Annotated in this window: 7 protein-coding genes; 6 read left to right on the forward strand and 1 reads right to left on the reverse strand. The window is 53.8% G+C overall.

Features of this window, described 5'->3' with window-relative positions:
* The first annotated feature begins 129 nt into the window (after positions 1–129).
* Positions 130–9672: a hypothetical protein gene (locus BU251_RS02700; RefSeq protein WP_164908833.1), complete on the forward strand. Its 9543-nt coding sequence runs from the start codon at positions 130–132 to the stop codon at positions 9670–9672.
* A 67-nt stretch (positions 9673–9739) separates the two neighbouring features.
* Complete coding sequence (locus BU251_RS02705; RefSeq protein ID WP_128699364.1) at positions 9740–10558, forward strand: hypothetical protein; 819 nt, start codon at positions 9740–9742, stop codon at positions 10556–10558.
* 262 nt (positions 10559–10820) lie between these two features.
* On the opposite strand, the gene BU251_RS02710 is transcribed toward BU251_RS02705, so the two are convergent.
* Entirely contained in the window at positions 10821–11414 is a 594-nt protein-coding gene (locus BU251_RS02710; protein WP_128699365.1) for a response regulator, read from the reverse strand.
* A gap of 241 nt (positions 11415–11655) precedes the next feature.
* Between BU251_RS02710 and BU251_RS02715 the strand changes: the two genes are divergently transcribed.
* From BU251_RS02715 to BU251_RS02730, 4 genes are all read left to right on the forward strand, one after another.
* On the forward strand, positions 11656–11853 hold the full coding sequence (locus BU251_RS02715; RefSeq protein ID WP_128699366.1) for a hypothetical protein: 198 nt from the start codon (positions 11656–11658) through the stop codon (positions 11851–11853).
* Positions 11854–11992: 139 nt separating this feature from the next.
* Positions 11993–12403, forward strand: coding sequence for a replication protein (locus tag BU251_RS02720; RefSeq protein ID WP_128699367.1), 411 nt, complete (start codon positions 11993–11995; stop codon positions 12401–12403).
* 236 nt (positions 12404–12639) lie between these two features.
* Entirely contained in the window at positions 12640–12831 is a 192-nt protein-coding gene (locus BU251_RS02725) for a hypothetical protein (protein WP_128699368.1), read from the forward strand.
* 33 nt (positions 12832–12864) lie between these two features.
* A complete protein-coding gene (locus tag BU251_RS02730; protein WP_128699369.1) occupies positions 12865–13056 on the forward strand; it encodes a MerR family transcriptional regulator in 192 nt (63 codons plus the stop codon).
* Positions 13057–13067 lie beyond the last annotated feature (11 nt).

Consider the following 13067-nt stretch of genomic DNA (forward strand, 5'->3'; position numbering starts at 1 on the left):
AAGAATAATGATGAGAGAGATGAACGGGTTAGCGGGTGGAGTGCGTGGTTCGGGGTTCGTGGTTCGTTCACGAACGACAGCGAACACGAGACGAACCACGAAACACGAGGAACGAACAACGAGCTGACGATGCGAAAAACATACCTTATAACCATAACGCTTTTGGCGGTGCTCGTCTTCGCAGCAAGCCCTGCTCAAGCGCAGTATAAGGGCGGCCGCGGGGACGGCGATAATTGTTCCGACGGGCTGGGATTTACTCTTTTCGCCGGCGGCTCCGGCGACGGCTGGGACTATCGCGCCATGTCGAGTACCGTTGTTTTGGCCAATGTGGGCTTTTTAAGGGGAACAGGCGTTGCCTTTATACGCGCGGGGGCGACCATCTCCTCGATCTCGCGGACAAATAACGTCGTTGAAGTCATTCTAAGCGCTGCTTATCCGAATAATAACCTTAAGGTGGGCCAGAAGATCGTCATTGATCTTGGGACGGGCGGTACGGCTTCTTTTAACGGCGTTTTCCAGATATCCCAGGTCACGAATCAGCAGATTTTCCGTTACGGACAATTCGGCAGCGATGCGACGGGCGTATTGGGGACCAGTCCGGTGGCCGGAGGCGACTACACGACGCTGACGACCTGGCAGGCGGCTTTGCTGACCGACCTGACATTCGGCGGCGAACCCGCGATAGCCGAGTGTTACAACGACTGGCCCACCGGCCTCTCCGAAAATGTCGATTTGACCAACGTTTCCAATGAAAGTTACTATTTGAAGATTACCGTTCCTTCGACGGACCGCAACACCGGCACGACGGGGACGGGCTTCAGGATCTCTCCGTCGAGCGGAAACGCCATCGCAGCGTCAGGCGGCTATGTCTATCTGGATAGCATAGAGGCGACCCGGCCTGTTTCTCTTACGGCCGGGACGCTCGTGACCGGCGCAGGTTCCCTCTATACAGGAGGGTTGACGGTAGGTGAAGGCACCACCTTGAAGTTGGAAGGCAAAAGTTTTTCGGGCATAGGGACGGTAACGCTGCCGAGCGTGTCTACGATTGTGTATACGGGGCCCAGGTCTGATGAGACTGCAGGGGCTGTGACGCTTCTGAATCAGGCACACCACCATGTGACATTTTCTCCGGGAACGGCCACAACGTTCAATCTGCCGTCAAATAACTTCGACGTCAACGGCAATCTGACGATCGGCGCATCCGCCACACTTGACGCGACATCCAATAATTACAATATGAACGTCGCCGGCAATTGGACGGATTCAGGAAGCTTCACGGCCCGGGCGGGCACGGTGACGCTGGACGGCACAGGCCAGACCATTTCGGGAAATAACTCATTTTACAATCTGACCAAGACCGTATCTTCGGCCGACACGTTGACTTTTGCCGCGGCATCTAGCCAGACGATCGCCAGCGGCGGCACGTTGACTCTCGGCGGAGCTTCGGGACAGCTCTTGAGTCTTCGTTCCGGCACAACGGACACGCAGTGGGGCGTGGCCGTCGGGGGGAGCACGGCCGTCAATTACGTCGATGTCAAGGACTCGGATGCCTCGGGAGGCAACACGATCACAGCCAATAATTCCGTTTCATCCGGCAATAATATCAATTGGGCTATCCCGGGAGGGACTTTGACCGGGACGAATGTCGAACCTGCGGGTTTGGTGGCCGGCATTACCGGGACTGTAACGGTAAGCTTTACCACCGCAAACCCTCTTTCTTCGGATGGTAAAATCAAGGTCACCTTTCCCGCAGGTTTTTCTTTCAGCTCCGGCGGCGCCACCGTTGTTTCTTCATCCTCTGGGATCGACGGTTCTTTTTCCGTCGGCGTCGCCGGACAAGCGATAACCGTGACGAGAAGCGGCGGTTCCTCATCGGTGCCGGGCGCCAAATCCATCACGTTGACGAATATAAAGAATCCCGATAACACGGGTTCTACGGGGACATACGCCATTGAAACCCAGAATGCGAGCGGTGTTGTTTTCGATTCGGACAACTCCGTTTCAGCAGATACCATCACCAACGGCGGTACCTTGACCTCGACCAATGTCGAGCCCGCCTCGCTCTATGCAGGCGCCTCCGGCAACGTCACGGTGAGCTTCACGACCGTCAATCCCATTCCTGCCGACGGCAAGATCGAAGTGACCTTCCCGTCGGGATTCGTGATCAGTAACGGCGGCACGACCGCCGCCACAAGCGGCAGCATGGACGGCTCGTTTGCCGTCAGCATCAACGGCCAGGTGGTGACGGTGACGCGCTCCGGCGGCACCCAGCAGGCCGCGGCCGCCGAATCCCTGACCTTAACGTATATCCGCGTGCCCACGACCGCAGGTTCCACCGGCACCTATCAGATCAAGACAGCGTCTGCTAGCGGTTCATCCACCGGCCGCATCGACCAGGATACGGCTGTGGCGGCCGATACGGTCCTGCGCCCGTCCTTGTCGTCCTGGGACTTAGACATGAACGCAGGCACGATGACCTTACACTTTGACACGACCGTTTCAGCCGCGAGCCTGAACGTGACACAGCTCACGCTCCAGGACGCGGCGACCGCGACCGCGATATATTCTCTGACCGACTCGACGACCGCGTCGCCCAACGGCGCCGACATTGTCATTACCTTATCGACGACGGACTTAAACGCCATCAAGTTCATCTCAGGGTTAGGCAAGTCTGCTGCCAACAGCTACCTGCGCCTGACCTCATCGGCCATTGCAGACCCTTACGCCAACACCGTCACGCCAATAGCTGATGGAGCGGCCCGCCAGGTCACAAGCTACACCGCCGATACGACCGCGCCCACGTTGAGTAGCTGGGTGCTGAACTTGAACACCCACCAGTTGACGCTCAACTTCAGCGAAGTGGTCAAGGCCTCCAGCTTCACGGCCTCGGCCTTCACGCTGCAGAACACAGCCAGTTCTCCAACTGTGACATATGCGCTGACCGATTCTGCGACTGCAAGCTCCAACGGCACCTCGATCGTCGTGACCTTCTCGACGACGGACTTTAATACCCTGACCGACACGGCCGGCATCTGCCGCCAGACCGATAAATCCGACAGCTATCTGACCATGACCTCCTCGGGCATCACCGATATGGCGGCCACACCCAACTCTGTGACGGCTGTTTCGACCGGCATGCAGACGACGACGTATACGGCCAATACGGTCACCGCGACCAAGTTCCACGTCACGACTTCCGCCGGTTCGAGTTCGACGACTGTCACCGCCGGCGGCACCAAAGACATTATTCTCAAGGCCTATGACAGCTCCGGCTATCGCACCCCGGCCTACACGGGTTCCAAGAGCGTCACGTTCGCCGGCTCCGATGTCTCACCTGACGGCAATGCGCCGACCGCCCGCGACGCCTCCAGCAGCGACATCGCCTTCGGCACGGCCACAAGCCTGACCTTCACGCGCGGCGAGGCCTCAAGCACCCTGATCCTTTATTGCAAGGCCTTGTCCGGCTCGGAGGCCATGATCGCCGCGACCGAAGGCTCGGTCATCACGGATGATTTCAAACTCACTACAATAATCAACCCGGCAAGCTCATCCAAACTGGTTTTTTCACAACAACCTTCCAGTACCGCCATTATCAATGCCGCATTGACGCAACAGCCTATCGTGTCCATCCGGGACACATACGGCAACCAGACGGCCGATACATATACCATCACCCTGTATGCCTCGACGAGTAATACGAGCTTCCTTCCGGCAAGCGGGACGCTCTCTTCAGATCAGACAGGTAACGCGATTGCCGCCGTCAACGGCGCGGCCACATTCTCCGGCGTCAAGTACGACACGACAGGGACGATCTATCTCTTTGCTTCTTTTTCGTCATTGTTTACTTTTTCCAATGGCATTACTTTTTCTGCGGCACAGACTTCTGCGGTTGAAGCCTCGTCTGCGCCGGTCGCCAGCTTCAACCTCGATCCTGTCAATGACACCCTGGCCGAAAAATTCAACGTTCTCAAGTTCAAGGTGACGGATAAAGGCTCAGACCTGACTCCGACACTTATTGATCAGGTCCAGATTGCAATCGGAGGCACGGGCGGGGCGGCCGCCTCCGACATCGCCTGGGCCGGCCTGTATAAGGCAGGGGTCACGGATCCTCTGGTCACGGCCACAGGGGCAGCCATCACCAATTCGACCATCACCTTCGGTGCGACTCCGAATGCGGACTCGTCCGCGACCATCGACATCGTGCCCGACGGCTCCTCGGTGGAATACACCGTTGCCGTCTATATGAAGAACTCTAAATTAACGGCAACAGACGGGCAAACTTATACATTTATAACCGACAACGACAAAATCGGCGTAGATCTGGGGACTTCGTCCAGAATGAAGGCTTCGAATGACGCAGCGGTGTCCCTCGTGACGGGAACGATTGCGGTGACGGCGACATATCTGGAAATCGTCAACCAGTCCGATGATGCGACTTCCGGCACGGCGACAGCCGGGACAGCCAAAAACCTGCGGATCAGGGCAACGGACGCCAACAGGAATATCGACAAGGATCACTCGGGTGTGTATAGCCTGGCTTTTTACGGTCTCTCGTCGGTTGCCGGCAATACCCCCAAGGTCAACACAAGCTATGAATTCGGCGTGCCGCAGAGCATCTTATTCGCCAGCGGCGTTTCACCTGTGACGGTGACACCCTATAAGTTGGAAACAGCTGATCTTTACGTTTCTGAAACAGGCTTGAGTTATTTTCCATATACAGCGAGCGTGGCGGCGGCTTCGGCGTCTTCGGTAGAGTTGACGAGCGGCAATAGTCAGTCGGGCGTCATCAATAAGGCTCTGGCGGCTTTTGTCGTGACCGCGCGCGACGCCTATACCAATGCGGCGTCCGGCGCAAACATCGCGTTTTCCATCTCAAGTTATCCGACGGGTGGCGGCGGATGTTCGCTCTCGGCGGCCTCGGGCGTGACCAATAGCTCGGGCGAAGCCTCAACCATCCTGACTTTGGGTGCGGCCGCAGGCACCTACCAGGTGCAGGCGACCAACGCCGCGCTCTCAGGCTCGCCTGTCACGTTTACCGCGACCGCCAGCGCGCCGACGGCTCTACAGAAGGTTTCAGGCGACAGCCAGACCAAGAATGTCGGCGAGACGGCTGATCCCTTTGTCATCAAGCTTGTCAATGAATCCGGCGCGGGGATTTCCAACGAGACGGTCAACTTCACGATCCAATCCGCGCCGACAGGCGCTACAGGCCAGTCGCTCTCGGCCGCTTCGGCCGTGACCAACAGCTCCGGCCAGGCTTCTGTGACGTTGACCCTGGGCAACAAGACCGGCAACTATGTCGTGCGCGCCAGCTACCAGGTTCTGGGAGGTGCGCTTCTGACAGCCGACTTTACGGTAGCGGCGCAACCGGCTGTGCCCTATAAGGTCATTTTGACGGGTCCGACCTCGGTCAATGCGGGTGCCGCCTCAAGCGCTTTCACAATCTCGATCAAAGACCAGAACGATAACCTGAGTCCGCTTTCGACAGGCCAAAGCATCCTGTTTAATTTGACGACAACACCGGCCTCCACAGGGACATTCTACAGCGACGCGGCATGCACAGCAGGCAATGAGATCACGACGGCAACCGTAACAGAAGGGGCGTCAACAGCGGTCTTTTACTACAAGCACACGGTGGTGGTCTCCGGCATCCAGGCGACCGTCACGACCACGAGTACCATCTTGAACGCCAGCTACCGCACGAGCTCGGTGACCTTCTCGGTCGTGCCGGCCTCCATGCATCACTTCGTTGTCTCGGCCTCGGATACCTCAGCCATGACCGCGGGCGGTTCCCGCGCCATCACCATCACTGCCTATGATGCCTACGACAACCCGACGCAATACACCGGCTCCCTGGATATTATTTTCTCGGGTGCGGCAGCTTCACCGTCGCCTTCGACGGCCGCGGCAACCTGTTCCAATGCCTCCGGTACAGACATTGCTTTCGGCGCGGTGACATCTTTGGCATTCACCAACAGTGTTGCGACAACCACCTTCAAGGCCTACGGTGCCCAGACCGCCGTGATCAAGGCGACCTCGGGCAGTGTCGCGACGTCGGACGAGCAGGCCCTCAATCTCGTCGTGCGCCACAACGCGGCCGACCACATGAAGTTCCATGCGGCGCTCCCCACCCCGGTCGTGGCCGGCATCTCGTTTAACTTCGACACGACCTTGGACGTCGTCGACGTCTACGACAATATCTGCGACGGGGCCAACGGCGCCACCGCCTACACCGCCTCCAACCGCACGATCACCTACACCTTGAGCGGCACGGCCAACGGCCCCGAGTCGGGCGTGGATGAATACACGACCCTGGTCTCCTTCACCAACGGCCAGTCGACGACGGCGCCGCTGTCGGCGACGCTCTACCGCGCCCAGACGACGACGATCACGGCCTCCATGGCGGCCCTGACCGGCACCAACGCGGCGTCCAACTCGCTCGTCGTCAACGCGGCCGTGGTCAACAAGCTCAGGTTTGCCCAGCAGCCGTCGATCACTGCGACCACCAATGTGGCGTTCGCGGCACAGCCGCAGATCGCGATCTCCGACCAGTACGGCAATGCCTGTTCGAGTGTCACAGGCCAGATCACCCTGCGCGCATCCACCACGACCGGAAGCTACACAGCTCCTGCCAACGGTTCTCTGACCTCGACCTCCGGCTTGACCCTGACGACGACCAACGGCGTGGCTACGTTTGCCGGCGTCAAATATAGCTATCCCGAAGAGATTTATCTCGAGGCCCAGGCGTCTATTTCCGGCTACACGGTGGATACAATCTATTCCTTTAAGATCACCGTTGCGACCTTAGAAGAGATCACCGCGACGCAGGTGACAAGCGGCATCTCGGATACGGTTTCTTCCATTGCGAACTCTTCGGCGACAAAGGTGGCGGTCTTCGGCTTCAAAGCGACGGATGCCGGCGCCGACGGCTACGCCGGCGATATCAAAAAAGTCGTCGTGAATCGCGTGACAGCGTCGGATACAACAGGCGATTGGAGGGATTATATCTCGGCCGCTTACTTGAGCGACGGGACGGTCAATATCCTAGGGACGGTCGCGGCCAATACGATTACCTTCGGTTCCGGCGACAGCACGGTCTTCTCGGTGCCCAACGGCTCGAATAAGACATATACCTTGAGCATCGTCGTCAAGTCCACTCTTCCTGAAGGCGCGGACGGTAAAATCTTCGCATTCAGCACAGACGTCAATGACGACGTGACGATGAATGTGCCGGCGACTTCCCTGTTTGCCTCGGCGGCCGCGCTGACGCACAACGCCACCCTGGCGGTTGTGGCCACGAAGCTGAGGGTCAGGGGGTCCGCCGGCGAAACGTCCATCAACGTTAATGCGGGAGAAAGCGCCGTGATCACGATTGCGGCCACGGACACCAATAACAACGTCGACAAGGACTATCATCCCGATCAGGTCAAAAATATCGTCTTCAGCGGCGCCGAGACCTCCATTCTGGGCAATGTGCCGACAGCCACCGATCTGGGCGGCGGCCCGACGGAATTCGGGACGCTGACACCTGTCCGTTTCGTCGGGGGTGTCAATACCTCGACTATCACGATGGTTCTTTATAAGGCGGAGACCGCCTATATTACAGCTACAGACGACAGCGATCCGGCCCTGACGACAACCGGCCAGGACCGCCTGGCCGTGATTGTGGCCGGCGGCTCGGCGGCTACCCTGGCTTGGAGCACCCAGCCGAAGACCAAGGCGGTAGCCAATGCGCCGTGGAAAGATTTTGTCGTGGCTGTTTCCGACGCTTACGGCAACACCGCTTCTTCCAATGTCGATGTCTCGGTGACGCCGACAGGCGGCACGACGGGTACGGGCGCGACATCGACGGTCACCGCCGTCGACGGCCTGGCGACCTTCTCGAATTATTACGTGACGTGCGCCGGCTACCCCGGTTATGTGACGCTCGTGGCTTCGGCCTCGGGCGTGTCGAATTCCTCCGCCTGCAACACCGTCACGGTCGATGAGAAATATACCATTGTCGTCAACCTCAAGGATTCCGTCAACGCGACCGATCTTTCGGAATTTACCTACAGCGTTACGAACGCCGGCACGGGCGTCACCCTTATCCCCGAGACCCCGACGAACAGCCCGTTCACGCTCTCCGGCGAAGGGTCGCTCGGTTACGGCACCTATAATTTTACGTTCAGCAAAGACCTCTATGTGGAAACAACGGCCGAAAAAGAAATCGATTGCCTGGCTGACGGCTTGGACGGCACCTACGATAACGTCGTCAATATGACCGTCTATATGACTTCGATCGCCGAGTCCACGGCGGACTACCGCGTCATGCCCAGCTTCGTCTACGACGAAGACAATGAGGACTTGGCGATCCGCCTCTGGCTGGAGCGCAGGGGCAAGATCATCTACAATACCGCGCCGAACAAGCTGGGTTACGGCGCCAATACGGCAACGGTCCAGGTGTATGACGAAACGGGTCAAAAGTGGCTCAATACGGTTTCTTTGGATGCGCCCGATCCGGAGGATTTCACCAACGGAACGTATGTCAAGACCGTCACAGATGTTTTGGCGGCCACTAATGAATTCGGCCAGGTGCTTGTCGCAGGCAAGACGTATTTTGCCAAATGCACCATCCATTACGGCGGGGCCGACGGGAGCTCCAATTCATATGAAGCCGGAACGACCTTCACCGTGACGATCACGCAAAAGCTGGCCCAGGAGATCATCAGCAAGCTGGGTCTGGCCGAAGGCGAGACCTTGAGCGGCAAGCTGACGGCGCTCAACACATCGATTGTGACGGTGGGGACGCAGGTCCAGACAGCCGAGTCCAACATCAAGACCCAGGTGGCGTCGTCGGAGTCGGCGGTAAAGACGAAGGTCGCGGAAGTTAAGAGTGAGACCGCCAGCATCCTGACGGCGGCGCAGACGACCATCCCGAGCAAGATCTCGACGGCCTCCACGGAGATCCAGTCGAAGGTCGAAACGGCCATGAAGTCTGCGATCCTCAACCATGAGACGACGGTGAAGCAGAACGATTCCATCGCCATCCAATATAGGACATACCCGGGCGTTTCGCCGACGATCGCCGTTTATGATCCCCAGGGTGCCCTCAAGGTCGCGGCAAACATGACGGAATATTCCTCCGGTCTTTACGGCTACACCGTGACGTTCCCGGCGTCCTGGAAGCTGGGAGATTACGCCATTGTCTGTTCGGAGTCGACCTACGGCACGATCGACGCCATCACCATTAGTTTAGGCACGGCGGATATCGAAAAGGTATCCAGCGATCTTGCAACGGTCATGGGCAGTGTTTCGCCGATCCAGGAGATCAAAGACAAGGTGGCGGCATTTTCCGCCGCGTTCAACGTCATCGAGCAGAATATCCAAAGGGCTTCTGAGGCCTTGGCAGCGGTCAAGGGCGATACAGATATGTCGGGCGCGACGAAACAACTGGAAGCCTTGCATAACAGCCTCAAGGACATGAGCGCCAAAGTCCATCAGATGAGCAATTCCACCGACATGAAGAACATCGAGAAGCTCTATCAAGTTTCCGAGGAAGGGTCGCAGAATATCACCTACATCCGCAACAAGACCCAGGAGCTCAAGGCCCTCATGCTCCTGAATCAGAAGATGATTGAGAATACGGCCAAAGAAGAACCCGTGGTGCAGACATGGCTTGAGTATTCATGATAAACAAGAGGGCGGGGGGCTAAAAAAGACAGTGATCGATTGGTTGACAATGACAGGAAGGATGAAGATGCGCACATATAATATTCCAAAGATTTTATTTTTTGTTCTGTTTTCTATTTTTTGGCTCTTGTCTGCCGTTGCTGAAGCCAACATCGTCGTGCGGGCGACTGTCGTCAATCCTTCGCCGACAGAACGGCGGACAGTGCCCTTCAAATCCTATTTGCCCAAAGAGATCAAACCCGAAAACATTGTGGAGATGGGGGATTTGAATATCGCCTATGACACTAAGGAATCCGTCTACTATCTTTATAAGGATTACGACTTGGCGCCCCGGGAGTCCGTTTTGGTTGAAATAGAGTTGGAAGACGTCTGGAAGATCCCGCAGGACGAGCTTGCTTCTATCAGGTCGGAAGTGGACAAGGTGGTCAAGCTTTTACAGGACACGGATTATGCCGATCGGGCCAACTACCTTCGGGAAAGCATTATGACGAAACTCGATGAGATCGAGCATAAGCAGGAGGTCGTGAATCCGAATCCGGGAGGCTACATCTCGGATTACCGGGATAATCTTAAGCTCTTGGATCAAGTCAAAGCCGATCTCCAAGCCGCCAAGACCCTGATGACCGAAGCCAAACAAATCTACCCGATACTGACGTGGAAACTGATCATTGCCGTTGTCGCATTCTTGGGCGTCTTGGGGGTTGTTTTCTTCATCATCTGGTCTAAACAAATCAAAACTATTTCAAACCTCACCGAGGACTATAAGTCCGAAAGAGAGAATTTCCAGCCGCCATTGGCAGAGGAGAGGCCCGAACACAGGCAGCCCGAAGAAGACAAGAAGCCTGAAATTACCGATATCGAGCAGCGCGTTAAAGATAACCCATGATTCCTCATATATAGTATTTTATGAGCCCCGCGATACCTCACGGCTTTCCCCCGACTAATTAGTTCTTCGGTTTTCCATCGGTTTGTCAAGAGCAATCCCGATTTTTTTAAAGGCAGGTCTCATGTGCGGAACTGCCACATTGTTTAGTCTCCGACAAAGGGATAACGTGCGAATTTGCTCCAGAAAACCATGCTTCGTAGCATTATCGCACATAGACGGTTGAGCCGATTCTTCGCAAAATATACCCAGATGGAAACTCGTGTTATACTTTCCCTGGTTCTTGAGATCCTGTTTTTTTGATATAGAGTTTTTTCATCCATCGGTCCAGGCACCACCGCGTGATGTTAAGATTTTTTGATGTTTTTTCAAGATGCCAATCGTTGCGCCTTAAGGCTTTGAAAATCAGTTCCTTGGCAACCTGGTATAAGGCCTTCCTTAAGTCAAGACCTTTAATTCTTATGTTGGTTATTTCGATATCATCAATGGCGTGCCTGATGTATTCCTTCACCTTATGGTAATCGCAGGGTTTTTCAAATACGGCATATGCTCCCAGCCGGATAAGTTCATCGCGGCTGTATTCATCGAGGTAGGCCGAGATAATGATCACGTGAATATCCGGGAATCCTTTTTTTATAAGCTGAAGGACCTCCGTTCCTGATAATTTCGGCATCTTGATATCCAGGAGGATCAAGTCATAACATTTGTTTTTTCTGCTAAGACAAGAGATGACTTCGGAGCTATCCAGACAAATGTCTATTTCCAGATCAATCTCTGAATAGTGCTCAAGACAATGCTTGGTATCTTGGGCGAGAGTTTCATCGTCATCGACCACCAGAACTCCGTATTTAAGTTTCATCAAGGTTCTCCAGATTTTGATTAAAAAAATTGCTTTATCTTAAAGTGATACATAAAGTTATGCTCTATATCATCGCATCAAAGTATTTGTGGACAGCGCTTTTCTTTGACGGATATTTTATCATAACATATTCTCTAACAAGAGTTTAGCATATTTTTTGACCAATAGCAACCCTAAAAATCAAACAATTTAATGCTTAACATCTTGTAATCAAAAAGGTTATGTAAATTCAAATAAATAAATGGTTAGATTGCATAATTACCTGATTTCGTTGGTCAGGGAGGGATTTTACGGTTCGGTTAAGATAAGCTTTGAAGATGGATTGCCTGTATCCATAAGGGAGGAGAAATCCATAGACACGGCACCGTTTAAAGAGGAGATCAGGGAAGGCGTGAAGAAAGGTTTGATTAAAAAGAAAACATTCAATGAAAAAGCTTGACAAGGCGGCATTATAATGTATATTAGATTTTAACAATTTGGTTTTCAGCAAGCAAACAGTCCTATTGGAAAAACCGAGGGGCTGGTTTCTGAGACGAGACTCAGGAGCCAGCCCTTTTTATTTGCCTTACGGATATCTCATGGGAAAAAGTTATCATCATAACGATGGATTTTATACAAAGATCAACAACGATCTTTTGGCCGCTCTTTACAAATGTCCGTTCAATGGAACCGAGCTTAGGCTGATTCTTGTTGTTATCCGCAGGACCTATGGATGGAATAAGGCGAGTGCATTTATCAGCTACGGCTGTCTTGCAGATGAGCTGGGGGTTGACAAGCGTAGCATCCGCAGGTCAATGAAATTGCTCGTTCAAGACAAGGTCATTTTTAAAGAAAGCTCCTTTCGGACGAACCTGTTTTCCGTCAATAAGGATTATGCATCCTGGAGGTTATGGAAAAGTCCAGATCCGAGGAACAAAAATGTCCCCCCCAACGGAGCAGATGAGGACAAGGCTGACCCTCAAAAGAGGGGCGAGGTTATCCTCACTTAAAAGAAAGAAATAAAAAGATCTTTTAGTAGTAAAAAAAGGGCTGTGGATTCTGTGGAAAAGTCGACAAAGTCATACGACAAAAATTCAGTTTTTATTAAAGAAAGGTTTACCATCGGCAATGGTATTCCGCTGATCATATTTGGCGAGAGATTGTCGAAGGAACGTTTTGTTATTCTAACGATGAAAGATTTCTTTAGACTGACAAGGCTGTTGCTAAAAGGACAAAACAAAACGTCATGACAAATACCGACAATCCTCATATGGATAATAAGGACGAGGTTCTTGAGAAAAAGATCCGGCTGGATGATTCAGCATATCGTTTTAAAAGAGTCCTTGAGATTCTACTTGAAGCCGATTTAAAGCGGTTGCAAAAATTATGCCAGGATGAAAAAGCCGAAACGTCAAGGAAATTAAAAAATATTACTTGAATAACTTTGTATAATGATATATAATCATTCACCATGAGAAAGATAAAGGGACAAAAAGTATTTACGATAAAAGAGACGGCCGAAATTCTAGACGTCCATAGGATGACCATTTATCATTGGTTTAAAAAAGGCTGGGTTAAGGTGAAGCGTGATTATCGCAATTTTCCGGTATTTACGGAGAAAGATATCGAGAATATCAAAAAATGGCGGAATACGCTGAGATAACCAGGCTAACC

This window comes from Candidatus Velamenicoccus archaeovorus (assembly GCF_004102945.1).
GTDB classification, from domain to species: Bacteria; Omnitrophota; Gorgyraeia; order Velamenicoccales; family Velamenicoccaceae; genus Velamenicoccus; species Velamenicoccus archaeovorus.

Coding starts and splice junctions, on each gene's coding strand:
- BU251_RS02715 (WP_128699366.1), top strand. CDS start 11,656: ATGGTTAGATTGCATAATTACCTGATTTCGTTGGTCAGGGAGGGATTT.
- BU251_RS02710 (WP_128699365.1), bottom strand. CDS start 11,414: ATGAAACTTAAATACGGAGTTCTGGTGGTCGATGACGATGAAACTCTC.
- BU251_RS02730 (WP_128699369.1), top strand. CDS start 12,865: ATGAGAAAGATAAAGGGACAAAAAGTATTTACGATAAAAGAGACGGCC.
- BU251_RS02705 (WP_128699364.1), top strand. CDS start 9,740: ATGCGCACATATAATATTCCAAAGATTTTATTTTTTGTTCTGTTTTCT.
- BU251_RS02700 (WP_164908833.1), top strand. CDS start 130: ATGCGAAAAACATACCTTATAACCATAACGCTTTTGGCGGTGCTCGTC.
- BU251_RS02725 (WP_128699368.1), top strand. CDS start 12,640: ATGACAAATACCGACAATCCTCATATGGATAATAAGGACGAGGTTCTT.
- BU251_RS02720 (WP_128699367.1), top strand. CDS start 11,993: ATGGGAAAAAGTTATCATCATAACGATGGATTTTATACAAAGATCAAC.